This window comes from Tunturiibacter psychrotolerans (genome assembly GCF_051013365.1).
In the GTDB taxonomy this organism is placed as follows: domain Bacteria; phylum Acidobacteriota; class Terriglobia; order Terriglobales; family Acidobacteriaceae; genus Edaphobacter; species Edaphobacter psychrotolerans_A.
On the sequence record NZ_CP132941.1, the window covers coordinates 3826110 to 3850773 of the forward strand.

At 56.8% G+C, this 24664-nt stretch carries 22 protein-coding genes; 18 read left to right on the top strand and 4 right to left on the bottom strand.

What is annotated here, in order from left to right; all coding sequences use genetic code 11:
* Positions 1 to 136 precede the first annotated feature (136 nt).
* The 4 genes from nadA (at position 137) to RBB76_RS16045 (ending at position 3726) form a co-directional block, all read left to right on the top strand.
* On the top strand, positions 137 to 1291 hold the full coding sequence (nadA, locus tag RBB76_RS16030) for a quinolinate synthase NadA (protein WP_429629808.1): 1155 nt from the start codon (positions 137 to 139) through the stop codon (positions 1289 to 1291).
* Positions 1288 to 1719, top strand: a complete 432-nt coding sequence (locus tag RBB76_RS16035) for a DUF2203 domain-containing protein (protein WP_429629807.1) — start codon at positions 1288 to 1290, stop codon at positions 1717 to 1719. The genes nadA and RBB76_RS16035 overlap by 4 nt, the downstream gene beginning before the upstream one ends.
* 68 nt (positions 1720 to 1787) lie before the next feature.
* Positions 1788 to 2030, top strand: a complete 243-nt coding sequence (locus tag RBB76_RS16040) for a Fur family transcriptional regulator (protein WP_429629806.1) — start codon at positions 1788 to 1790, stop codon at positions 2028 to 2030.
* A 202-nt stretch (positions 2031 to 2232) separates the two neighbouring features.
* Entirely contained in the window at positions 2233 to 3726 is a 1494-nt protein-coding gene (locus tag RBB76_RS16045) for a catalase (protein WP_429629805.1), read from the top strand.
* A 69-nt stretch (positions 3727 to 3795) separates the two neighbouring features.
* Here RBB76_RS16045 and RBB76_RS16050 read toward each other — a convergent pair whose 3' ends face one another.
* On the bottom strand, positions 3796 to 4734 hold the full coding sequence (locus tag RBB76_RS16050; protein WP_429629804.1) for a M28 family peptidase: 939 nt from the start codon (positions 4732 to 4734) through the stop codon (positions 3796 to 3798).
* 239 nt (positions 4735 to 4973) lie between these two features.
* On the opposite strand from RBB76_RS16050, the gene RBB76_RS16055 reads away from it, so the two are divergent.
* The 3 genes from RBB76_RS16055 (at position 4974) to RBB76_RS16065 (ending at position 8341) form a co-directional block, all read left to right on the top strand.
* Positions 4974 to 6140, top strand: a complete 1167-nt coding sequence (locus tag RBB76_RS16055) for a lactonase family protein (RefSeq protein ID WP_429629803.1) — start codon at positions 4974 to 4976, stop codon at positions 6138 to 6140.
* Between the two features lie 187 nt (positions 6141 to 6327).
* Positions 6328 to 7512, top strand: a complete 1185-nt coding sequence (locus RBB76_RS16060; protein WP_429629802.1) for an SH3 domain-containing protein — start codon at positions 6328 to 6330, stop codon at positions 7510 to 7512.
* A 40-nt stretch (positions 7513 to 7552) separates the two neighbouring features.
* The gene (locus RBB76_RS16065; protein WP_429629801.1) at positions 7553 to 8341 is read left to right on the top strand and encodes a phosphotransferase enzyme family protein; all 789 of its coding nucleotides are present in this window, start codon (positions 7553 to 7555) and stop codon (positions 8339 to 8341) included.
* Here RBB76_RS16065 and RBB76_RS16070 read toward each other — a convergent pair.
* Positions 8332 to 9498 carry a DegT/DnrJ/EryC1/StrS family aminotransferase gene (locus RBB76_RS16070; protein WP_429629800.1) on the bottom strand — a complete coding sequence of 389 codons (1167 nt, stop codon included), beginning with the start codon at positions 9496 to 9498 and terminating at the stop codon, positions 8332 to 8334. The genes RBB76_RS16065 and RBB76_RS16070 overlap by 10 nt on opposite strands.
* A gap of 252 nt (positions 9499 to 9750) precedes the next feature.
* Here RBB76_RS16070 and hfq point away from each other — a divergent pair, with 252 nt between their 5' ends.
* From hfq to RBB76_RS16120, 10 genes are all read left to right on the top strand, one after another.
* Positions 9751 to 10074 (top strand): RNA chaperone Hfq, encoded by a 324-nt coding sequence (gene hfq, locus RBB76_RS16075; RefSeq protein WP_183976218.1) that lies wholly within the window; start codon positions 9751 to 9753, stop codon positions 10072 to 10074.
* A gap of 3 nt (positions 10075 to 10077) precedes the next feature.
* Complete coding sequence (gene hflX / locus RBB76_RS16080; protein ID WP_429629799.1) at positions 10078 to 11526, top strand: GTPase HflX; 1449 nt, start codon at positions 10078 to 10080, stop codon at positions 11524 to 11526.
* A gap of 368 nt (positions 11527 to 11894) precedes the next feature.
* Positions 11895 to 12362: a hypothetical protein gene (locus tag RBB76_RS16085; RefSeq protein ID WP_429629798.1), complete on the top strand. Its 468-nt coding sequence runs from the start codon at positions 11895 to 11897 to the stop codon at positions 12360 to 12362.
* Positions 12359 to 13081, top strand: a complete 723-nt coding sequence (locus RBB76_RS16090; RefSeq protein WP_429629797.1) for an ATPase — start codon at positions 12359 to 12361, stop codon at positions 13079 to 13081. Before RBB76_RS16085 ends, RBB76_RS16090 begins: the two co-directional genes overlap by 4 nt.
* Positions 13081 to 13620 carry an ATP synthase F1 subunit delta gene (atpH, locus tag RBB76_RS16095; protein ID WP_429629796.1) on the top strand — a complete coding sequence of 180 codons (540 nt, stop codon included), beginning with the start codon at positions 13081 to 13083 and terminating at the stop codon, positions 13618 to 13620. Before RBB76_RS16090 ends, atpH begins: the two co-directional genes overlap by 1 nt.
* Positions 13621 to 13682: 62 nt before the next feature.
* The gene (gene atpA, locus RBB76_RS16100) at positions 13683 to 15230 is read left to right on the top strand and encodes a F0F1 ATP synthase subunit alpha (RefSeq protein WP_429629795.1); all 1548 of its coding nucleotides are present in this window, start codon (positions 13683 to 13685) and stop codon (positions 15228 to 15230) included.
* A gap of 3 nt (positions 15231 to 15233) precedes the next feature.
* A complete protein-coding gene (locus tag RBB76_RS16105; RefSeq protein WP_429629794.1) occupies positions 15234 to 16325 on the top strand; it encodes a F0F1 ATP synthase subunit gamma in 1092 nt (363 codons plus the stop codon).
* Between the two features lie 32 nt (positions 16326 to 16357).
* Positions 16358 to 17800 carry a F0F1 ATP synthase subunit beta gene (gene atpD, locus RBB76_RS16110; RefSeq protein ID WP_429629793.1) on the top strand — a complete coding sequence of 481 codons (1443 nt, stop codon included), beginning with the start codon at positions 16358 to 16360 and terminating at the stop codon, positions 17798 to 17800.
* A 4-nt stretch (positions 17801 to 17804) separates the two neighbouring features.
* Entirely contained in the window at positions 17805 to 18239 is a 435-nt protein-coding gene (gene atpC, locus RBB76_RS16115; protein WP_429629792.1) for an ATP synthase F1 subunit epsilon, read from the top strand.
* Positions 18240 to 18962: 723 nt separating this feature from the next.
* Positions 18963 to 19478 (top strand): hypothetical protein, encoded by a 516-nt coding sequence (locus RBB76_RS16120; RefSeq protein ID WP_429629791.1) that lies wholly within the window; start codon positions 18963 to 18965, stop codon positions 19476 to 19478.
* Between the two features lie 79 nt (positions 19479 to 19557).
* Here RBB76_RS16120 and aroE read toward each other — a convergent pair whose 3' ends face one another.
* Positions 19558 to 21138 (bottom strand): shikimate dehydrogenase, encoded by a 1581-nt coding sequence (gene aroE / locus RBB76_RS16125; RefSeq protein ID WP_429629790.1) that lies wholly within the window; start codon positions 21136 to 21138, stop codon positions 19558 to 19560.
* A 301-nt stretch (positions 21139 to 21439) separates the two neighbouring features.
* Here aroE and pgeF point away from each other — a divergent pair, with 301 nt between their 5' ends.
* Positions 21440 to 22291, top strand: coding sequence for a peptidoglycan editing factor PgeF (gene pgeF / locus RBB76_RS16130; protein WP_429629789.1), 852 nt, complete (start codon positions 21440 to 21442; stop codon positions 22289 to 22291).
* Between the two features lie 125 nt (positions 22292 to 22416).
* On the opposite strand, the gene RBB76_RS16135 is transcribed toward pgeF, so the two are convergent.
* On the bottom strand, positions 22417 to 24543 hold the full coding sequence (locus RBB76_RS16135) for a prolyl oligopeptidase family serine peptidase (RefSeq protein WP_429629788.1): 2127 nt from the start codon (positions 24541 to 24543) through the stop codon (positions 22417 to 22419).
* Positions 24544 to 24664: the final 121 nt, after the last annotated feature.

Genomic DNA, 24664 nt, shown 5'->3' on the forward strand with positions numbered 1-24664 from the left:
GGCTTGAAGGAGCCGGCACGGTGAATCCACTGCAACTCAAGCAGTGCATGCTTTCAACATCCCCGTCTCGAAGGCGAAAGATGGTATCGGCTGAAGCCGCTGCCAGACGACCTTGTGAGACTGAAGGCGGAGTACTTTGAACGGACTATTGGATATTGCACCGGCTGAGGCCGTGGCGGAGAACGTTGCAGATTCGTGTTCCTTAGACAATTACCTTGCGCAACCAGACCATACGATGGATGCCCGGATCGCTGCGGCGCGGGAGAAGCTTGGTACCGATGTGGTTCTGCTGGGGCATCACTATCAGCGGGATGAAGTGATTCGGTTCGCTGACTTTACTGGTGACAGCTACAAGCTTTCGAAGGTTGCCTCTGAGACTGACGCGAAGTACATGCTGTTTTGTGGCGTGCACTTTATGGCGGAGACGGCGGATGTTCTGGCGCGACCCTGGCAGCAGGTGATTCTGCCGGATTTGAATGCGGGCTGCTCGATGGCGGATATGGCGGAGATCGGGCAGGTGGAAGACTGCTGGGATTCGCTGGAGCGTGTAGGGCTGACAGATGAAGGCGCGGGCGGGCTGATTCCGCTGACCTATATGAATTCGGCTGCGGCGATCAAGGCCTTTTGCGGCGAGCGAGGCGGGTTGGTTTGCACTTCATCGAATGCTCGCGGGGCGTTTGAGTGGGCGTTCGCGCGCGGCAGCAAGATTTTGTTTCTTCCTGATCAGCACCTTGGGCGCAATACTGCGTTTGCGATGGGGATTTCGTTGAGCGAGATGGTGGTCTGGGATCCTTATCAGATCAACGGCGGGTTGAGCCCGGACCGATTGAAGGCGGCGAAGGTGATTCTGTGGAAGGGACACTGCTCGGTGCATCAGAGGTTTCTGCCGGAGCATGTCGATCGCGTGCGCCGGGAGGAGCCTGGAATGCAGGTGATCGTGCATCCGGAGTGCCGCTGGGAGGTTTGCCAGAAGGCGGACGACGTGGGTTCGACGGAGCATATTATTCAGGCGATTGAGCGCGCTCCGGAGGGTTCCAGCTTCGCCGTGGGAACGGAGATTCATCTGGTCAACCGTTTGGCCAAGCGGTTTGCACCGTTGGGCAAGCGGGTGATTACGCTCGATGACTCTGGATGTTTGTGCACAACGATGTACCGGATTTCGCCTCAGCATCTGGCGTGGGCTTTGGAGAATCTTGTCGAGGGAAAGGTTGTGAATCGCATCAAGGTGGACGATGATGTGAAGCAGTGGGCGCGTGTAGCGCTCGACAGGATGCTGGAGATCAGAGTTTGAACAAGACGTTTACGTTGGGCGAAGCACAGACGCTGTTGCCGGTAGTAGAGGCTTTGCTAAGGAAAGCGCAGGAAGCACAGATCCGGGCGGCGGAGCTCGAGTACGAGATGCAGCAGTTGAGCCACAGGATTTTTCTGTCTGGCGGCATGCATGTGGACGTGAGTGTTGCTGCACGGCGCAGGGCAGAGCGCGACAAGGCTGTCCAGTCGGGCAGCGATACGCTGGCAGAGATCGAATCGATTGGGGTGCAGGTGAAGGATCTCGAGCAGGGGCTGCTGGACTTTCCTTACGTGATGGATGGGAAGACGGTTCTGCTCTGCTGGAAGCTTGGCGAACCGGCGATTACCCACTGGCACACCGAGGAAGAGGGGTTCGCGGGGAGAAAGCCTTTGGATTCGAGATTTGGGAAGACGGAGCGGTTGAACTAGCGGGTGGGTTGCTGCTTGTGGATAACTAAGCTTATCGAACGATAATTTTTATTGTTTATACTTGTCTCATGTTGGTGAACGAGGCCAGGTCGTTTCGTGAGGTTTGCCCGAAGAACGGCATCGCGGTGACGCACCAACGGCAGGTCTTGTACGAAGTGATGAAGACGATGCATGGCCATCCGAGTCCGGAAGAGGTCTATGCGCAGGTGCCGGCGATCTCGCTGGCGACCGTATACAAAAACCTACATTTATTTGTGGAGAGCGGCGTCTTTCGCGAAGTGAGCATGCACCATGGCTGCGCGTGGAGATGAATCATGAATCACATCACCGCATGGTGTGCTCCAAGTGTCAGGCGATTTACCGACATTGGAGAAAAAGAACTCGGTTTGGTGTCGAAGCACGACAGATTGCCTGGCTGATTCCTGGTGGAGCGGTACGCAGTGGATGTAATTGGTATTTATGTGAAGTGCCAAAAGGTATAGGGCGGTTTCTTAACAAGTGTAGAGGTGATCTATGGCAGAAGACTTGAAGAGCAAGCAGATGACTACCGATGCCGGGCGACCGGTTGGCGATAACCAAAACTCCATTACGGTGGGTAATCGTGGGCCGATCGTGTTTGAAGATTATCTGCTGTTTGAAAAGATGGCGCACTTCAATCGTGAGCGTGTGCCTGAGCGTGTGGTTCATGCGAAGGGCTCGGCGGCGCATGGCACGTTTACGTGCACCCATCCTGACATGGCGAAGTACACGACGGCGAAGGTGTTTGAAAAGGGGAAGAAGACTCCGACGTTCCTGCGCATGTCGACCGTTGGCGGCGAGAAGGGCTCTGCGGACTCTGAGCGCGATCCACGTGGGTTTGCGTTGAAGTTTTACACGGAAGAGGGCAACTGGGATCTGGTGGGAAACAATACGCCGGTGTTTTTTATCCGCGATCCTTTGAAGTTCTCGGATTTTATTCATACGCAGAAGCGTGATCCGGAGACAAACCTGAAGTCGCCGACGATGATGTGGGATTTCTGGTCGCTTTCGCCGGAGAGCCTGCACCAGGTGACGATTCTGTTCTCGGACCGAGGCACTCCAGATGGCTATCGCCATATGAATGGATACGGCAGCCATACGTTTTCGCTGATCAATGCGAAGAACGAGTTGTTCTATGTGAAGTATCAGTTCAAGACGAAGCAGGGGATTAAGAACTTCACTCGCGAAGAGGCTGACCACATGAAGTCGGTGGACATGGACCACTCGCAGAGCGATCTCTTCCATTCGATCGAGAAGGGTGACTTTCCGAAGTGGACTGTGCAGATCCAGATCATGCCGGAGGCTGAGGCGGAGACCTACCACATCAATCCGTTTGACCTGACGAAGGTGTGGCCTCACGCGGACTATCCTGTGATCGAGATCGGCGAACTGGAGTTGAACCGGAATCCGGTGAACTACTTTGCTGAGGTCGAGCAGGCGGCGTTCGATCCGAAGAATGTTGCTCCGGGTATGGGCTTCTCGCCGGACAAGATGCTGCAGGGTCGTCTGATCAGCTATCCGGATGCACATCGGTATCGCATCGGGGTGAACTACAATCTGCTTCCGATCAATGAGCCAAAGTGTCCGTACAACACGTACAACCGCGATGGCAGCATGCGTTTCGGTGAGAACGGCGGTAATGGTCCGAACTACGAGCCGAACAGCTTTGGCGGTCCGACGCAGGATAAGAAGTATCTTGAGCGTCCTGTAACCTACAACACGTCGACTGTGGGCAGGTACGACCATCGTGAGCATGATGGCGACTACTACACGCAGCCGGGTAATCTGTTCCGTCTGATGACGCCGGATGCGCAGGAGCGGCTGTGCGGGAATATTGCCGCCAGTCTGGGCCAGGTTGAGACGCGGATTCAGGACCTGCAGATCAACCACTTCTACAAGTGCGATTCAAAGTACGGTGAGGGTGTCGCCAAGGCTATTGGACGCAGGATTGAGGATATTGTGAAGAAGGAAGAGCTGGTTGGTGCATAAGTAACTGATGATGTTACGTAAGAAGAGCGGCCCTTTGTGGGTCGCTCTTTTTGTTCGTTGAAACTGTGTTCAGCTTACGGGCGGGTGTGCAGCTATCGGCGGCGGGCCGGTGGGATTGGCCTCAGGCTTGCGACCTGGATTCCATTCTGGTTTCCAGTCGGAGTCGGCGAGCCAGCGGATGGGATTGACCATGGAGGCGATGGCGTTGGTCATGTGGGTGAAGTCGATGGTGCGGATCTCGTCGCTCGGTTGGTGATAGTCCTTGTGCAGGCCGTAGCTGGAGACGGTTTGAGCGATGATTCCTTGCTGAGCCAGTGCGTAGTTGTCGGAACGGCGGAAGAAGTTCTCTTTGGGATGAGGGTCGTTGACCAGGTGGGCACCGTGTTTCGCCAGTTCGGGGCCAAGGTTCGAGCGGTCGAAGCCGGTGAGCCAGAGGGTTCCTGCGGGGACTGCAGGGTCGGGTCGGCCGATCATCTCGAACTCGAGGTTGGCGACGATGCTGGCGAGGGGGACTGGAGGGTGCGCGAGGAAGGCTCGGTTGCCGAAGCCGCCAAGTTCTTCAGAGCCGAAGAGTGCGAAGACGATGGTGCGTCTGGGGCGTGGGCCGGTGGCGAGGATGTGGGCCAGGGTCAATACGGCAGTGGTGCCGGATGCGTCGTCGTCGGCTCCGTTGTAGTTCGTGTCACCGGCTGTGTTGGCGGGGCCGATGCCGAGATGATCGAGGTGCGCGGTGAGGAGGATGACCTCTTTGGCAGAGGTGGTTCCGCGCAGGATGGCGATTGCGTTCCAGGTCTCTTTTCGTGGGACGTCCTGGAATTTTGCGATGCGCTGCTGCGTTCTTGCGGGAAGCGGGTCGGGGAGGGCGGACTTTTGGAGGAAGGTGCCGTTGTCTCCTCCGGGTTCGAGGCCGAGGGATTGGAGCTGAGAGGCAACGAAGAGGGCCGCAATATGCTCGTCGCGTGTGGCTGAGCCGCGGCCATGTAGTTCATCGTCGGCGAGGAAGTTCATATCGGCATGAACTTCCTGTTGCAGAGTGGCGGAGGGAGATGCTGTTTGCCTGGCTGCTGCGTCGAAAGAGTGAGCCTGTGACGCTTGAGACTTGAAGGGAAGAGTCAGGAACAGGATTGCGGCTAAAGGCAGAGAATATAAAAGCTTGGAGAGATACATTGCGGAAATTATAGAAGAACGGTCAATGAATTAATTCCGTGTTGGCTGTGTCTGCTGCGAAGATAGAGAAAAGGGGTTTGGTGGCGATGGAACGAAGGGGAAGGTTGCGGCGGTCGGTTGCATTGGGTGCCGTGATGATTTTGCCGGTCTTTACTGGCTGCACGGGATTTTTTCCTCCAGTCAATAATGGCGGTGGTGGAACTGGTGCGACGGGGAACCAGGTGTACGTCTTGAATCAGACGACGAAGTCTGTGGGTGGATTCGTTGTTGGTACGGGAACTCTGAAGGCGGTGAACAGCTCGCCGGTCACGCTTGGTTCTCAACCATTTGCTGAGGTTGTGACTCCAAATGATGCATTTCTTTATATTGCGGCACAGGCATCGATCAACTTATATCTGATCAACTCGGACGGATCGTTAAGCGCGCCGAGCGGTGGTGCTCAGCAGAATGCGGTGACTGCCGCTTCGCTGGCGGTTTCACCGGACGGGCAGTGGCTGATTGCGCTGGATAGCTTTACGCAGCAGTTGGACATTTACCAGATTAACTCGTCGACGGGGGCGTTGACGGCTCAGGCGCAGTCGCCTGCGACGTACACGCTTCATGCGGGGGCAGGGACCTGGCAGCCGTCGATGGTGCAGGTGTCGCCGGATGCGACGTTGATTTTCGCTGCGCTTGGTACAGGTGGGGATGTAGTGTTTTCGTTCAACACGACGACAGGCCTTGCCACGCAGGTCCAAAGTCTGGCAAACGCGAATCCGGCCACGGGCGACTATGCCTTGGCGGTCGATCCGAAGACTGCGTACTTGTACATTGCGCGGAGCGGGACGAATGGTGGAGTTGCGGTGTACATCATTGGGTCGGGAGGGACGCTGAATTCGGTCACGGGTTCGCCGTTCGCCGCAGGAACCGGGACGCAATCGGTCATACTGGATAGTACTGGGACATATGTGTACGCGGGAAATCGTACGGACGGCACGATCTCGGGGTATACGATTGCCCCGGGGACAACTCAGGCGGCATTGACCTTGAACCCGCTGAGCGGGTCGCCGTATATGAGTGGGGTATCGGTGCAGTCGTTGGGGATCGACAGGACGGGCAAGTATCTGTTGGCGGCGGCGGTTGGCGGCGGGCCCGACCTGACGATGTATAGCTTCGATATTACGACTCCAGGCAAGCTGGATCCGGCTACAAGCATCAATACGGATACCGATCCTGCAGGGGCTATCGCGGTGGCGCTGACGCATTAGCGCCTGCGTTCCTGGCTGGGGCGCAGGTGTTGGAGTTGGTGCGTGGGTTATGGATTTGATGGGACCGCCGTTAGTATGGAGATAGTGTTGTGCTGTGACGCGGAGTTTCAGGGCTATCGTTTCTTCTTCTCGACAATTCGATTTCGTGCGGTACTTTTCGCGGGTTTGCAGCTTCGTAGCGGTTTCGATGGTGCTGATTGCGGGCGGGAGTGGCTGCTCGCGGCTGCGGCCTAAGCCACCAGCGCAGTACGTGTATGTGACGGCAAAGCAGACGTTTCTGCGTGACCGGGTGGCAGCGGTGTCGAACCGGACGGCGACGGTGGAGAATGGCGATCGGCTTGAGGTGCTTGATCGCGGGCGACGATTTGTGAAGGTGCAGACGGCCAAGGGGGAGCAGGGTTGGATCGATGAGAAGGTGGTGGCGACCCAGGACGTCTACGACGAGTTTGAAAAGTTGAAGCAGGATCACAAGGCTGATCCGGTGGTCGCCTCTGCGGTGGTGCGGGATGAGGTTTATATGCATGCCAAGCCTGGTCGCGATACGGAGAGATTCTTTCGTCTGGCGGAGGGCGAGAAGCTGAAGTTGTTGGCGCGGGCGACGCTAGCCAAGCCTTTGCCGCCGGGGACGCGGGTGGCTAAGGCTGCTCCTCCCGCTGCAACGGCGACGACTGCAAATGGCGGTGTTGCGAAGGGCGCGAAGGGTGTTGCGGCTGCGGGAGCGTCGCAGGAGGAGCCTGTGCCTGTGCCCCCGGCGATGGAGGACTGGTGGCTGGTTCGAGATTCCAAGGGGGATACCGGGTGGCTCTACAGCAGGATGATGGATGTGGACGCTCCCGACGCGATTACGCGGTACTCCGAGGGGCAGAGGATTGTGGGATCGTATGTTCTGACGACGGTGAACGATCCAGAGGCCGGGCAGGACGACAAGAATATTCCGATCTACGTGACGGTACTGAGTCCGTATAAGGCTGGGTTGACGTATGACTTCGATCAGGTGCGCGTATTTACGTGGAACGTGAAGAAGCATCGTTACGAGACGGGATATCGCGACAGGAATATCGAGGGATATTTGCCCGTCGATGTGAAGATGGCGACCGATCCTTATGGAAAGTCGCCAACGGCTACTACGCCGGCTCCAACGTTCTCGTATCGAGTGCTGGCGGATGATGCAGGGCCGGTGATTCCCAATCCGGTGACCGGAGCGATTGTGCCGGGCAAGACGGTGCTGAAGACCTATCGGCTGGAGAGCAACCTGGTGCGGCGGGTGCTTCCGCCGGGAACGACTGCCCCGGGAGAGGCTCATCCGGAGCCTGTGTCGGATAAGAAGAAGGGCGCGGCGGCTAAGGGCGGCAAAGGAAAAAAGAAGCGGTAGGTCGGCCTGATATCGATTGCGTGCGTGAGTCGAAGTGACTATGAGCGATCAGGAGGAGCGGCTATTCGGTGGCAACGTGGCGGAGGCGGTGGTTCGCATCGGCGCGACCGTTCGCAAGCCTGCGACAGAGGCGACGAGTAGTGTTGAAGCGCTTCTGGAACATCTCTTCGAGGTTGGGTTTAGAGGGGCTCCGCGAACTTTAGGCCGGGATGAGAAGGGCCGTCATGTACTGGAGTATGTGTCTGGAGCGACGCAAGAGCCTTTCTCGTACACGAATGAGGAGTTGGGGCGCGTGGGGCGACTGATTCGGGAGTTTCACGCGGCTGCGAAGAGTTTTGTTCCTCCGGCCGGTGCGCAATGGAAGGTTGTCATCAGGCCGGACGCGGAGGAGTTGATCTGTCACCATGACCTTGCGCCGTGGAATCTTGTGCGTGGTGAAGAGCAGTGGGTCTTTATCGATTGGGATGGGAGCGGGCCGGGGTCTGTTCTGTGGGACGTGGCTTATGCGGCGCAGAGTTTTGTGCCTTTGATCAACGGCGGAGACCCTGCTGCCGATGCCTTGCGGCTGCGCTGTTTTATTGATGGATATGGGCTTGATCGATCGCAGCGTGAGAAGTTGCCTGGACTGATGGTCGCTCGAACGAGAGCGATGTTTGAATTGGGTGAGCGTGCTGCGATCACTGGTGAGCAACCGTGGGCGCGACTCCATGCGGAGGGAGATGGCAGTCGTCATTGGAGGCAGGCTGCGGATTATGTCGAGCGGCATCGGGAGATTTGGAAGGATGCGTTGCTTGCGGGCTTTGACGATGATTGTCGCGGTCAAGCGTAGAAGGCTGTGATGGCGTCGACTACAGTTTGTTGTTCGTCTTCGCGCAGCTCAGGGTACATGGGAAGTGCAAGAACTTCGTGGGAGGCGGCTTCGCTCATGGGGAAGTCGCCCTGCTTGTAGCCGAGGTGAGCCAGGCTGGTTTGCAGGTGCAGGGGGACAGGGTAGTAGATCTCGCTGCCGATTTTTTGTTCGGTCAGGTAGTTGCGGAGTTCGTCGCGGCGGGGAGCGCGGATGACGTATTGATGAAAGACGTGTCCGGCGCGCGAGTCGGTGATGGGAAGGACGACTCCTTCCTTTACAGTGTCGGCGGTGAGATTGGCTTTGCGGAAGAGTTGATCGTAGACGAGTGCGTGTTCGCGGCGCTGCTGATTCCACTTTGGCAGATAGCGGAGTTTGACCTCGAGGACTGCGGCCTGGATGGAGTCAAGGCGCGAGTTCCAGCCGATCTCGTCGTGATAGTAGCGGCGGCGCATGCCGTGGGCGCGGAGGATGCGGGCGTGGTCGTCGATCGCCGCGGAAGTGGTGGTGACGAGGCCGGCGTCTCCCATGGCGCTTAGATTTTTTGTGGGATAGAAGCTGAAGGCGGCGGCATCGCCAAGGGCTCCTGCGGGGACTCCGTTCCATGTGGCGCCGAAGGCCTGGGCGGCATCTTCGATGAGGAGGAGGTTGTGCCTTTGTTTCAATGCGTTGAATGCGTCCCAGTCGGCACATTGTCCGTAGAGGTGAACAGGGAGGACCGCTCTGACGTTTTTGCCTGCGCTGGTGCGTAGGAGCTCTTCTACTGATGCGGGGGATAGATTGAAGGTGGTGGAGTCGATGTCGGCAAGCAGAGGCGTGGCGCCGGCACGGAGGATCGCGCTGACTGTGGCGAAGAAGCTGAAGGGGGTTGTGATGACGGCATCGCCAGGACCGACGTTGGCAGCGGCCAAGGCGAGCCAGATGGCGTCGGTACCGCTTGCGCAGCCGATGGCGTGAGGGGCGCCGCAGGCGATCGCGGCGGCGTGCTCGAAGCTGGTGACCTGGGGGCCGAGGATAAAGTGCTGCGAGGCGCATACAGCTTCGATGGAGTCCAGTATTTCCTGCCGGAGGATGGCGAACTGGCGGGAGAAGTCAAGCATTGGAACGGGTTGCGAGGTACGGATGGTCACATTTGCCATGGTATATCGCTCGTATGTAGCTGTGGGGACAGCGCTAGTCTTTCGTTCTGCATTGCAATGCGTCTAACGGAGTATTGCGTTCGTCTCTACAATGTGGCGAGGCAAGTTGATTATTGCCGTAGATGCTCGTATTGTTGACAGTCTTGGCTTTAGACTTAGCCGTTGGATGCGCTGAGTTTTGTTCTAAAGCCGATGGGTCACAGCGAACGCTCATTGCAGTATGAACATTTTTGGACAAAGGAGATCGGCCCCATGGAATCAAAGCCGGCACAGAACATTCAGGACACTTTTCTCAATACAGTGCGAAAAGACAAGAGTCCGATCACGATTTACCTGGTAAGTGGCGTGAAGCTAACGGGGAAGATTCGGTCGTTCGATAAATACTCCGTGCTGCTGGAGAACAACAGCCAGGAGCAACTGATCTTCAAACATGCGATCTCGACTGTTGTGAGTGGACGCGCGGGAGTACATGGCGATGTGCGGAGCGACGTGAAGCCAGAGTTGCGGGCGTCGGTAGGTTCGGCTCCTGCTGCTGGTTCGCCGGTGCAAGAGGCGACAGGGACTCAAGGCCGCTAGCCGTTGACAACTGAAGGCGGGAAGACCGATGAACTGAAGCCCGTGAAGCGCAGCCTGGTCGCTGCGCATGAGGCGGCACGCCAGGCGCGGGGCAGGCTGTCGCAGGTGGAACGTGCAGTGTTGGTGGCTGTGGAGTTTACCGGCAATCGGCGAAAGCTGACGGCTGCGGCGAGGCTCGCAAAGACTGCAGCGGCCGTCTCGGCCAGGACTGACTTGGACGGCGGGGATTTTTCTTCTGTACCGAAGGCGGCTGACATCGACTTTGACGCTTCATTGGCTGAGTTTGAAGAACTTGCCAGGAGCGCGGGTGCCGAAGTAACAGCCACTCTGATACAGCGGCGGCCGAAGCCCGATCCGGCGACGCTGGTGGGGCACGGAAAGCTGGAGGAGATCGAGGGCGTGATTGCCTCGACGGGGGCGGATCTGGTGCTGTTCGATCATGATCTTTCGCCGTCGCAGCTGCGGAACCTGGAGGCTAAGTTGCCGTGCCGGGTGATCGATCGAACACAGTTGATTCTGGATATCTTTGCCAGACATGCCCGGACGCGGGAGGGCCAACTGCAGGTCGAGTTGGCGCAGCTGGAGTATCAATTGCCACGGCTGGCTGGGCGCGGAAAGACGATGTCCCAGTTGGGCGGCGGTATCGGTACGCGCGGGCCGGGTGAGACGCAGCTGGAGACGGATCGACGGAAGATTAATCTGCGGATTGATCATGTGAAGGAGCAGCTGGAGTCGGTGCGGCGGATTCGCCGGCAGCAGAGGCAGCGAAGAGAAGCGGTGCCGGTGCCGGTGGTTGCGTTGGTGGGCTACACCAACGCGGGCAAGAGCACGCTCTTCAATGCGTTGACCGAGGCGGGGGTGCTGGAGTCGTCGCGGATGTTTGCAACGCTCGATCCGAAACTGAGGCAGTTGACACTTCCTTCGCGAAGAAAGATTTTGCTCTCCGATACGGTGGGATTTATTCGGAACCTGCCGCATACGCTGGTGACCAGCTTTCGGGCGACGCTGGAGGAGGTGGAGCGAGCGGAGCTTCTGCTGCATATTCGCGACGCCTCGAGCCCGATGGTGGAAGAACAGAAGACACAGGTTGAGAAAGTGCTCGCCGAATTGGATGTTTCGAAGAAACCTGTGATTGAGGTGCTGAACAAGATTGACCTGGTCGGGGACCACGAAGCTATGCCCATGGGGGCGCCGGGAAGTGTGGCCGTGTCTGGCCTAAAGAAGCTTGGGCTCGATCATTTGCTGGCAGCGATCGATGCGGCGCTGGTGGTGGATCCGCTGATTGAGATGCAGTTTCGTCTGCCTCAGTCGGAGGGTGCGGTGTTGGCTGCACTGGAAGCTGGAGCTGTCGTCGAAGGGAAGCGTTTTGAGGGAAATCTCGCCTTTGTGACGGCTCGGGGGCCGGCTTCGTTGCTGAACAGGTTCAGGAGATTTCGTGAACAGGTTCGTTGAGCTAGAAGAGGCTCTTAACTAGCATAGGCCGCCTGAGGGGGAGCGGAGGTGGTGTCCCCAATCACGCGACCTATGTGACCCAGATCTTAGGGTCCAGGTGGTACTTCTAAGTCTAGTCCTTTGGTTCAGGAAGTCAAAGGGAAGATGAAATTATCTGCACTGCGCCCGGGCTAAGGCGAATGCGCGAATATCGCTCAACATGGGCGATATTCATCAGATACTTGGTTGACACTGTTGTAATCGCTTTGCTAAAACTAGGTGTACCTCGAACTACCCATGCAGCGCGTGCGCCAGTATGTTCTGGAACACGGTAGCGGTGTGAGACCGCTCACTACAGGACTTCCAAGCGGCCCCGGCCGACCCCATTCATGGATCAGATACTGAATCAACTCGGTGAACTTGTGCTCGGCTCTGTGCCGACTATTGTTCTGTTTATTTTGCTAGTGGCGGCCTATGGATTGCTGGTTCGACGGCCATTGGATCGTGTGCTGGCTGAGCGGCGTGCTCGTACTTCAGGTGCGATCGAACAGGCGCGGAGCGCGATTGCAGCGGCTGAGGCTGAGACCGCGGCTTACGAAGAAAAGTTGCGTGCCGCCAAGGCCGAGATATTTCAGATGCGAGATAAAAGGCTGAAGCAGTGGAACGCGGAGCGGGAAGCGGCGCTCGCCCAGGCGCGTCAGCATATGCATGATCGCGTGAGCGGAGCCAAGCAAGAGATTGAGCAGAGCGCGCATGAGGCGCGACTCCAGATTGCAGGAGTGAGCGAAGAGTTGAGTTCGCGGATTGTCAATGCGTTGCTTCCAGCCGATGTGCGGGCCACGGAGGTTGCGCAGTGAAGATTTCTTTTGTGAAGAGGCTACTGCCAGCCGCGATTCTAACGAGTTTGTTGTTCCTGCCTATCTGCCATCTGAGGGCGCAGGATGCGGACGCTACGAAGGCGGTTGCCGAACATGATGCGTCCAAGAGCCTTTCGTCGGAGCAGGGCAAGCAAGAAGAAGATGAGAATGACAAGTATCTTCATTCCGATGCCGTTCGCGGGTTGGGTGCAAAGGTTGGATTGAGCGCAGAGCAGGCAGCTACTTGGTTTACGGTTGCGAACTTTGTCGTTCTGGCGGCGCTCGTGGGTTGGTTCCTCTTGAAGACCCTACCCAAGACGTTCCGGAATCGAAGCACGGTGATCCAGAAACAATTGGTGGATGCTCGTACGGCGACCGAAGATGCTAATGCCAGATTGCGAAGCGTCGAAGATCGGTTGAGCAAGCTGGACGGTCAGATTGCGGCAATGCGAGCCCAGGCAGAGAAGGATTCCGCTCTTGATGAGCAGCGCATTACTGCCAGCGTGGAAGAAGAAAAGCAGAAGATTGTGGCGACGGCGGAGCAAGAAATTGCAGCCGCGACAGCATTGGCGCAGCGTCAGATTCAGCAGTACGCAGCTGAGCTTGCCATTGAGCAGGCGGCACGCAAGCTGGTGGTGACCGCAGAGACCGATCGGCTGTTGGTACAGAGTTTTGCTCAACGGCTTGCAGGTGACGATTCGAAGAAAGGGCAAAACTGATGTCGGTTCTTTCTTTGCGGTACGCTCACGCGTTTGCCGCGGTCGCGGCTTCCGCCAATCTGAATGCCGCCGCGGCGGAACAGCAGCTGGCTGATTTTAGTGGGACGCTGGGTGGCAGCCATGATCTACGTGAAGTTTTGATGAATCCTTCGATCGCGAACGAGCAGAAGCTGAAGGTGCTGGATGCGATTGCAGCGCGTATCGGGGCGTTTCCGCAAGTCCGGAATTTTGTCGCTGTGATTATGCAAAATCAGCGTCTTAGTGAGTTGAACGAGATTTTGAGTGAATATCACCTCGTCGCAGATAAGGAAGCCCACGTGGCGGAGGCGGAGATTACGAGTGCTCGTCCGCTGAATGACCAGGACCGTGCGGAACTCGAGGCTCAGGTTGTGAAACTCGCCGGAGGGCGGGTTCGGGCTACCTATCATGAGGATGCGACGCTGCTCGGCGGGGCTGTCGTCCGCCTTGGTTCCACGGTGTATGACGGGTCAATCCGGGCACAGTTGCAGCAGTTGAAGCAGAAGCTTGTGAACGCATAGAGCCCTAACCGGTAATGGCGCTAGTTTTTCAAGATTTGACACGAATCGAGTAGAAGGAAGACATGGCACAGATCAAGGCGGATGAGATTACAGAACTGCTTCGCCAGCAGATTGAGAACTTCGAGCAGCGCATCCAGGTGGATGAGGTCGGAACGGTCATCTCGCTGGGCGACGGAATTGCGCGTGTGCATGGCCTGGATAAAGTGATGGCCGGCGAGCTGATTGAGTTTCCGCATGGTGTTGCAGGTCTCGCGATGAACCTTGATGAAGATCAGGTCGGCGCGGTGCTGCTCGGTGATTACACGGAGATCAGCGAAGGCGATCAGGTGAAGCGAACGGGCAAGATCATGTCCGTGCCGGTAGGCGAGGCTCTGATCGGCCGTGTCGTGAATGCGTTGGGTCAGCCGATCGATGATAAGGGGCCGATCAATACGGACAAGTATCTGCCTGTCGAGCGGCTTGCTCCTGGCGTTATCGATCGTCAGTCGGTGCGAGAGCCGATGGCCACTGGCATCAAAGCGATCGACACGATGATTCCGATTGGTCGCGGCCAGCGTGAACTGTTGATCGGCGACCGGCAGACAGGCAAGACTGCGATTGCCCTCGACACCATCATCAACTCTGCCAAGAACAACCTGATTTGCATCTATTGCGCGGTTGGGCAGAAGCGTTCTTCGGTTGCGCAGGTGGTGCAGACACTCGAAGAGCATGGCGCGATGGCTTATACCATCGTCGTCGCTGCGACCGCTTCAGAGCCGGCACCGATGCAGTACCTTGCTCCCTTTGCCGCAACCGCGATGGGGGAGTACTTCCGTGACAGCGGTAAACATGCGCTGGTGATCTACGACGATCTTTCGAAGCACGCTGCCAGCTACCGTGAGATTTCGCTGCTGCTTCGTCGTCCTCCTGGGCGTGAAGCGTACCCCGGTGACGTGTTCTATCTCCACTCGCGTCTCCTCGAGCGTTCGTCGAAGGTTTCGGATAAGCTGGGCGGCGGTTCGTTGACAGCTTTGCCGATCATTGAGACGCAAGCTGGCGACGTTTCGGCTTATATTCCGACGAACGTGATCTCGATCACAGATGGTCAGATCTTCCTTGAGACGGATTTGTTCAACTCGGGCGTGCGTCCTGCCGTCAACGTTGGTCTTTCTGTGTCGCGCGTGGGTTTTTCGGCTGCAATCAAGGCGACCAAGCAGGTAGGCGCCACTTTGAAGCTTGATCTGGCACAGTATCGCGAGCTGGCTGCGTTCTCGCAGTTTGGTTCGGATCTGGACAAGGTGACGCAGCAACAGCTCAACCGCGGACAGCGCCTGACGGAGTTGTTGAAGCAACCCCAGTTCCAGCCGCTCACAGCGGAGAAGCAGGTTGCGATTCTCTTCGCTGGCGTCAACGGGCTTCTCGATGACGTGGAAGTCAGCGATCTACGAGCGTTTGAAGATGGCTTCTATCCTTACCTCGAGTCCGCACAGCCTGCGATCCTGACCGATATCGCTACGAAGAAAGCTTTGGACGACGATCTGAAAGCTCGCCTGACCTCGGCGATCAAAGAGTACAAGGGAAACTTCCTTGCGGATCGCAAGGAGCAGAAAGAGACGGCTGCGGCCAAGTAAACCATGGCAAATGTACTCGATTTACGGCGCCGCATCCGAAGTGTGAAGAACACGCGGCAGATCACCAAGGCCATGAAGATGGTTTCGGCGGCGAAGCTGCGACGCGCGCAGGAGCATGCGATGCAGGCGCGGCCCTACGCGCAGATGCTGATCAATGTGCTGGAGTCCCTGGTGCGCCGCACCGATATTTATAACGAGCACACTGGGAAGATTCTTCATCCTCTCCTGATTGAACGCGAAGAAAAGAACGTCCTCGTCATTGTAATAGCCGGCGACAAGGGATTTGCTGGCGGCTTCAACTCGAATGTTGGCAAGGCGGCACAGAAGTTCATCGATAAGCGCGTGGCGCGGGGCCAGAACATCGATCTCGAGCCGATTGGCAAGAAGGCGATTGCCTTCTACAAGAGAAAGTTTCCCGCAGCAAACTACGAGAAGACGGAAGAGCACTACGATAACGATCTAGCGACTCATTTCGAGACGATCCGTCATCGTGCTGGGCAGATTGAGGTCGCCGCAGAGCATCCGGATCTCCTGGCGAAGACTGACGTCAAGGCCGTTTCGGATGTGGCGCATTCGATCATTGAACGATATGAAAGGTCAGAGATCGACTCGGTCTATCTCGTCTATAACGAGTTCAAGTCGGTGCTCGTGCAGCGGATTGTCGTGGAGAAGCTGCTGCCGATTGCTGAACTAGGGGCTCAGAATGTTGAGTCTTCGGTTGAGCCGACCCAAGAGGAGCGCGATGCCGCCGTCCGAGCAGCAGAGTCTGAAGGTATTAGCGTTCATGTGCCAGAGGCGAGCGAGATGGAGGAGGAGGCCAAGAAATTTGGCACCGCCAATGTTGACTATATCTTCGACCAGTCGCCTGAGACGCTCTTCCGGCATCTGATGCCGCGCTATGTAACCACGCAGATCTTTCACGCTCTGCTGGAGTCCACTGCCGCGGAGCACGCGGCGCGTATGACGGCAACCGATGCTGCGACGAAGAACGCAGGGGACCTGATCGACAGCCTGAGCCTCACCATGAACCGCGTACGGCAGGCAGCAATTACTAAGGAAATTATTGAAATTGTGAGTGGTGCGGCTGCTCTGTAATAACGGACGGCTGCAATAACGAAAAGAGACCTATGGCAGAGAATATTGGAAGAGTAATTTCGATCAGCGGACCGGCCGTTGACGTTCAATTCGAAGAAGCGCACATGCCGCCCATCTTTCAGGCGATCCGCGTCGTCAGCGAGGGCTTCAACGTGCCTGCACCGCTCGATGTGGTTCTCGAGGTTCAGCAGCATCTTGGCGAAGGTCGTGTGCGTTGCATCGCGATGGTCGCCACAGAAGGTATGGTTCGCGGAATGAAGGCGATCGATACCGGGTCGGGCATTATGGTGCCGGTGGGTCGCGAGACTCTGGGTCGCGTGCTCAATGTACTTGGGGAGCCTGTAGACGAGCTTGGTCCGGTCAACGCCAAGGTACACATGCCGATTCACCGGCAGGCACCGGCATTTGACGAGCAGTCGACCAGCGAAGAGATGTTCGAGACTGGGATCAAGGTTATCGACCTCATCCAGCCGTTCTTGAAGGGCGGTAAGATCGGTCTGTTCGGCGGGGCCGGTGTCGGCAAGACCGTCATCATTCAGGAGCTGATCAACAACGTCGCCAGTCAGCATGGAGGGTTCTCGGTATTTGCCGGTGTTGGTGAACGAACCCGCGAAGGCAACGACCTGTGGATGGAGTTTCAGGAGTCGGGCGTTATTGACTTGAAGGATCTGCCGAAGAGCAAAGCGACGCTGGTCTATGGACAGATGACTGAGCCGCCAGGGGCGCGTCTCCGTGTGGCGCTGACCGGCCTTACGGTGGCGGAGCACTTCCGTGATGAAGAGGGCGCGGATACGTTGCTATTCATCGACAATATCTTCCGGTTTACGCAAGCTGGTTCCGAAGTTTCGACACTGCTTGGCCGTATGCCTTCGGCTGTGGGCTATCAACCGAATCTTGCGACCGAGATGGGTGAGCTGCAGGAACGGATTACCTCGACGAAGAGGGGTTCGATCACCTCTGTGCAGGCTGTTTACGTACCCGCCGACGACTTGACTGACCCGGCGCCGGCGACGACCTTTGCTCACCTGGATGCGACAACCGTGCTTTCGCGTCCGTTGTCGGAACTGGGTATCTATCCTGCCGTCGATCCGCTTGCTTCAACCTCACGTATTTTGTCTCCGCGTGTTGTCGGACAGGAGCACTACGATGTGGCGCAGGGCGTAAAGAAGATTCTGCAGCGATACAAAGACCTGCAGGACATCATCGCGATTCTGGGAATCGATGAGCTTTCGGAGGAAGACAAGATTACCGTGGCGCGCGCGCGTAAGGTGCAGCGGTTCCTGTCACAGCCGTTCCATGTGGCTGAGATCTTTACCGGTATCCCAGGCGCTTATGTGAAGGTTGCGGATACGGTTCGTAGCTTCAAAGAGATTATCGAAGGCAAACACGACGATATCCCGGAACAGGCCTTCTATCTGAAGGGCGGCATCGAAGACGTGATTGCAGCCGCAGAGAAGATGAAGCAGACGGCATAACTCAATGGCAGAGACGACGAGCAATACGGGGCTGTTAGCGGTTCGGCTGGTAACGCCGGACCGTGTTCTGCTGGATGCGACGGCGGAGGCGGTAGAGCTGCCCTCGATGTCAGGGTATCTGGAGGCGTTGTATGGTGCTGCGCCACTGCTCGCAGAGCTTGGTGCCGGTGAAGTGCGGCTCCATGGTGGCAGCTCAGGCGATCAGAAGTTTTTCGTAGCGTGGGGTTTTGTGGAGGTGCTGCCTGACCGGGTGACGATCCTGGCGGAGACCGCGCTGCATCCCAACGAGATCGACGTCTCTGAGGCCCAGAAGGAGCTTCAGGAGGGAGAGAAGCTCTGGCGTGAAGCTGGCGACGATGGCGAGAAATATGACGAAGCTAACGCTATTACGCGGAAGGCGGAAGAGAAGATTGCCTCTGCTGAGGGCAAGAGCACGTAGTCTGTTTTTTTACTCAGGAAGTTGAAAGCCGTCCGTATGGGCGGCTTTTTCGCGTCTGAAAACTTTTAGTGATTTTCTCCCTCCGCCGAAGGCTTCCGCGTGGTTCTACACCTCATCGATAGAGATGCGGCCCGATGGTGTCGGACAAATTTGTGCAATTTGTCAAAATGTTGTCTTTTCCCCAAAAAAGCCACGAAACGAGAAGCTTATTTCGGACAAGATGAATCACATTCCCAAGTGAGATGCAGTAAGTGCATCGTGACCCAATTCCAGGATTTCTTCAGCTTTTTTGTGGAAGAGATCCGGCTTTTTCGGATCCGGGCCAGTTGTGAAGCCAGAACGCCGCGTCATTCCGCTGAGGCGTTATCGAGAGAAGCAGAAGCGCCCACCTTACGATGAGCCTGGGGCGATCGAGAAAAGTAACTGATTGCCAACTATCAAAGGAGTTGCCGATGCGTTCTGAGCTGATTTTCGATGCGCTCATTTGCGAGTCAAACCGATATCTGTTGTGCAGGCTTGTCGCTAAGGGAACCCGCAAGCTGCACCGACCAAATACCCGTGTGGAAGATACGACCAACGAGATGCTCGAACGCCTCAGCGAACCGGCTTCAAGGTCCAAGGCAATGGTGATCGGGCTAGCGCCAGCCGAGAGGCAGCGCGCGGCTTGATGCGGCTTGGCACGCCGGTTAATAAGAGGGTCCTCACGGAGGGCAAGAGGTGATCATGTCAACTTCATTTACAACACCGAATAGTTCTTCACGAAAGACAGGACCTTCCTCGAACTCTGGAAAGAATGTTGCTTGGTATTTGCTATTTCTCGAACATCTAGACGAGTTCGCGACCCTGGCGTGGTATCTCGTCGCGGACCACCGCCTGGTCGAAGAGGCGATTCAACGCACGATGGTGCAGTTAGACGCAATTCCGTTCGATGTCTCGATGCCGTTGCTCGCATATAACCAGGCCCGGGAGACACTTATTACGCAGGCGATCGCGGGACTTGGGTTGGGACGCAAAGGAAGTGAAGCAGGTGCTGTGTATTTGCCGAGTACCCTCGGCGAGTTGCCTGATCTGCCGCGGTTGGCATTTATGCTGAAGCTCGTTCTGCGGTCCTCCGAGGTTGAGGTGGCAAAGTTTCTGGACGTCACGCCGTCCAAAGTGAGGGAGTTGGTTCAGGCTGCGATCGATCGTCTGAGCTTGCGGGTACCCTTTTCTGTGCTGAATGGATGCTATGACGCGTGATTCGCGAAATCCTCAAATTTAAAACCTGAGCCCGGATTGCTCCGGGCTCGGTCTTCGGACTTGTGCTGAAGGCGATCGATCAGGAAGCTTTCTTCGTCTTCGCAGCCGGCGCTGGAGTCTCTGCGACTGACTCGGCCTGTTGGCGCAGAGCATGGATGACGACGCGCAGCATCTCTTCTTCAGGAGCAGGTTTGCCGGTGAAGATTTCGAACTGACGAGCTCCCTGCTGAACGAACATCTCGATGCCGGTGATGATGGGAATGCTCTGCTGCCGCGCGAGACGGAGTAATGGGGTTTCGAGCGGGTTGTAGACGAGGTCGAAGACCAGCTTAGTGTTGAGGTCTGCGGCTTCGAGGATCGGCGTGCTTTTGATGCCGGCCATACCCACCGGAGTAGCATTGACGATTACGTCGAAGGTGGTTTTGGATAGAGCATCTTTCTTGATTGTCTTTGAACCGGATTGTTTGGCTAGTTTCTGCGCCGTCTCGGCGGTCCGATTGAGGATGAAGACCTCGGCTCCCTTATCGCGCATACCGAAGACGGCGGCGCGAGCGGCTCCGCCGGCACCGAGAACGAGTGCCTTTGTTCCGCGGAGGGACATCCGCTTCTCAATGGGGCCGGTGATTCCGGCGACGTCTGTGTTGAAGCCATAGAGCTTGCCGTCCTGGCGAAGGACCGTGTTGCAAGCACCGATTTTGGCCGAAAGGGGGTCAGTCTTCTCGAGGTGCGCCATGATCTCCTGCTTGAGCGGCATGGTGACGCTGAGGCCCTGAATGGGAATCTCGTGAACGAGTTTGAGCAGGTCGGCGAGTTTGTTTGCCTGAAGCGCAAGATAAACGGCATTGACGGTCTCGCGGCGGAAGGCCGTGTTCATCATGATGGGCGAGAGCGAGCTACGGATGGGGTTGCCGGCGACACCGTAGACCTTCGTGGCTGCGTCGACCTGATCGATGCGATAGGTTTCGATCAGTGTGCGGGCAGCGATCTGTCCGGGACCAGTCTCCTCGCCGGCTGTTGCTGCGGCGAAGGTAAAGGCGCTGCCGGCGCGGAGTCCCAGGACGCGGGAGATGATACCTGCATCGCCCATACAGATCCCAACGATGTTGGAGTGATCGTCCATGCGTTCGATGAAGCGCATGAGGGTGACATTGTCTGTGAGACTCTTGGCCGTGGGCACGATCTTGATGAAGTCGGGCTGAAAGGGCTCGATGCGCTTGAAGATGCCGTCAAGATCTTTGGTGGCTGTAAAGTCGTGATGGCTGATGATGAGGGCGACGCCTGTTTCACGAAGCTTCTGAAGTTCGCCTTTCTTCAGGCTCTCGGCCGATTCGAGCTCAAGATCAACGATGTGGAAACCGGAGGTTCCCGCCTTGGAGAGAATCTCCATCTCGGCGGCGAGATTGCCTGGGAATTTACCGCCATTGGCCGCGCGACGACAGGTTGCGATGGCAGTGACCGCGGTGTTGTCGCTGAGGAAATGTTTCAGCTTAGGCAGTGCGAGCAGAGGCTTCTCCAGGTAGTCGAGGCGGAACTCGAGAAAAGGCGTCTCTTTGACGACAGCGGTAGCTTTTTCAAGCATCTCGGCAGGTGTGGCGCCAATGATGGCGACGCATACTTTACCGATACGGGAACGAAGAAATTGGGGGGTTACGCTGGGCACATTCACTCTCATGTCTACAATCGCGGTATATTACAGACCCACGGGGAAGGATGCAAATTTTTGTTGAAATATAAGGAGTTTAGTTCCTGTCCTTGCACGGTCACTTGGTTTTCGTCTCTTTGGATGCGCGAGACAGGTCGAAGACACTAGAAGTAGACGCTTTATCTTGAAGAATGTTACTTGTCGTTAGTTGGAGGAGACATGGGACACACGCATATGGGCAAAAATCGTGAACGACACTGTCAGCGCAAATTACACCGAGGCGAATGTCGCAGATGTTTATAAAAGTAAAGGAGTTAGCGTGAGTGAAGAGATCGAAACTGTGCGAAATGGGGCGTGGGAGAGGTTTGGGTGGTTGCGGCATGGTTTCAGCACTCGGAGCGGAGGGATTTCGGCGGTTTATGGGGGAAAATCGCTGAATCTGGGATGGACTAAGGAGGATGACAGGGCGTCGGTGGTGGAAAATCGACGGCGATTTGTGCGGTTTGTTGATGGTGATTTGGTGGATAAACGTGGTTCGGTGCTGGTGGGAGTGCGGCAGATTCATTCGGACATCGTGAGAGTAGTTCGGGATGGGGATGGAGCGCTGGAAGGCAGGCTGCACACGGAGGAGGGAAAGGCAGCTCTGGAGGGAGATGGCCTGATTACCAACGTTCCGGGAGTGCTGTTAGGGGTGGGGACGGCGGACTGCGTTCCGGTGCTGGTCGTGGATGGGAAGAATAGAGCAGTCGGGGCGTTTCATGCGGGATGGCGGGGAACGGTGGCACAGATCGTGGAGCGCGGAGTGGCAATGATGGTGGACGAGTATGGGTCACGCGTGGAGGATCTCGAGGCGGCGGTTGGGCCGAGCATTGGTGCTTGCTGCTACTCGGTCGGCAAGGAGGTGCATAACGAGTTCCACGAGCGGTTTGCATATGCGGCAGATCTTTTTCGGGTTGGGGTTGAGGAGAATGACGCCAAAATTTATTTGGATCTGTGGGAAGCGAATCGCAGACAGCTTTTGAACGCCGGAGTGGGAGAAGAGCGGATTACCGTGGTGGGGGAGTGTACGGCTTGCGAGGTCGATGCCAGAGGGGAGCAGAAATATTTTTCGCATCGTGGAGAGAAGGGTGTAGCGGGGAGAATGCTGAGCGTTGTGGGTGTGGCTGGGTAGCTTCGCGCTGGAAAAAGAGTCAGGACGCTCTTGATTGAGCGCCCTGACTCCTCTTTTGTCCGCGAGTTGATTTGCGTTGATCTTTTCAAAAACGCAACGGTCTCGAGCTGCTGCTTTACGAATGCTTAATCCATCAGTTTTCGTGTGAAGTAGGTGTACTGTTCGGCGCGGGTGTTGGCCTGCTCTTTGAGGTTGGCTCCGGGGGCGTGACCGCCTTCGATGATCTCGTCGTAAAAGAAGGGCTTGTGAAACTCTTCGAGGCGAGCGGCGAATTTGCGCGCGTGGACCGGTCCTACTCGGTCATCCTTGGTCGTAGTGAAGATGAGAGGCTCGGGGTAGTTTGTGTTGGGGTTGAGCTGGTTGTAGGGGGAGATGGAGGCGAGGAACTTTCGCTCCTCCGGGATGGTGACTGTGCCGTATTCTCCAACCCAGGAAGCGCCTGCGGCAATCTGTTCGTAGCGGAGCATGTCGAGCAGGGGTACCTGAATGACGACGGCATTCCACATCTCGGGGTGTTGCGTAAACTCGACGCCCATGAGGAGGCCGCCGTTGGAGCCACCGACGATACCGAGGCGACGGGGCGAGGTGATCTTGCGGGTGAAGAGATCTTGACCGACTGCAGTGAAGTCTTCGTAGATGCGCTCGCGATGGGTTTTGAGACCGGCTTCATGCCAGGCTGGGCCGAACTCACCGCCGCCACGTATATTTGCGAGGACGAAGGTACCACCTCGCTCAAGCCATAGTTTGCCAAGGATGGGATTGTAGAGAGGCGTCATGGAGACTTGAAATCCGCCATATGCGTTCATCACAGTGGGATTCGAGCCGTCGTACTTGATGTCCTTGTGGCGGACGAGGAAGTATGGGACTTTGGTTCCGTCTTTGGAAGTCGCTTCGAGTTGTTCGACGATGAGGTTGGAGGTGTCGAACTGGGCGGGAAGAGTCTTTGCCGACTTCAGGCCAGTTGAAGCAGCGTCACCCAGAAGGAGCGAGGAAGGCGTGAGGAAGCCGGTGGTCTGGACGAAGAATTTGTCGTCGGAGCTGTTGGCAGAGGCGATCTCGACACTGAGATTGTCGGGGATGTCGAGCTTCTTACGAGTCCAGGTGTTTTTGTCGTGAGTGTAGATGTAGGCGCGACCTTGAACGTGGTCGAGCGTGGTGATAAGCAGGTGGCTTTTGGTGGTTGCCGCGTCTTGAAAGAATTCTTGAGATGTTGGCGTGAAGACGACGGTGGGCTTGAGGTGGACGGGATCTTTTGTGACGGCCTCGAGGTCAAGCGCTATCAATGAGCCTTGTGGGAATGTCGTGGAAAGGCCGTTAGGCTTCCAGTCTTCGTTGAGTTCGACGAAAATTTGGCCGTCAAGCATCCCGTGAAGCTGGCACTTTCCGGGTACGGAGATTTTTTTTGTTCCACCTGGGGTGTAGAACGAGATTTCGCGCTCAAAGAAATTTACTCCGCGATCGATGACGACTGCGGAGTGCCCTTGTCCATCGTTGATCGTAAATGGGGCGACCTGCACGTCGGTCGGCGTGCCCCGGTAGACTTCAGTGGCTTGATCGAGCGGTTGGCCCCGCTTCCACAGTTTGACGACGAAAGGGTAGCCGGACTGGGTCATTGTTCCGTCGCCCCAGTTGCGGGCAACCAGAAGAGTGTCTTTGTCGACCCAGGTCACATCCTGCTTGGACTTGGGCAAAACGAACCCATTCTTTACAAAATCTCCAGTCTTGAGGTCGAACTCGCGGAGGGTATCGGCGTCTTCGCCTCCGTCGGATAGCGAGACGAGACAGAGGCCGTTGCCGGGATAGAGGCAGTTGAGCCCTTTCTGCACCCATTTCTGGTTGTCTTTGGCAGCGAGAGCGTCGTAGTCGATGACTGTATGCCAATCAGGCTTCGATGTCAGATAGCTCTCGAGAGAGGTCTTACGAAGGATGCCGCGGACGTGCTCGGCGTCTTGCCATGTGTTGTAGATCTCGCCCACGTGGAAATCGGGAGTCGGAAGTCGGGTCGGAGATTCGAGTACCTTAAGCGCGGTCTCGGCCAATACGGCGAAGCGTGGGTCGGCCTGAAGAACCTTCGCTGAACGGGCATTTTCTTCGTTGACCCAGGCCATGGCTTTTTCGCCGGACACATCTTCGAGCCACTGATATTTATCGGGCTGCTCAGTCGTGCTTTGCGCGGAGGCGTGAAGAGAACCCAGGGTTGTTGCGAATGCGAATGCGATAACGACTGCGGTCTTGCTACTTCTAAGTAACATCGTGTCTGTTTCCCTTCGTGAATGCGGCGTTTGGTGGGTTCTCGTTGGCTTGCCAAGGCTTGGGGCTCCTCGTCGAGATGCTCAGTGTAGCGCAGGATTCGGTTGTAGTTGTGGGATGACG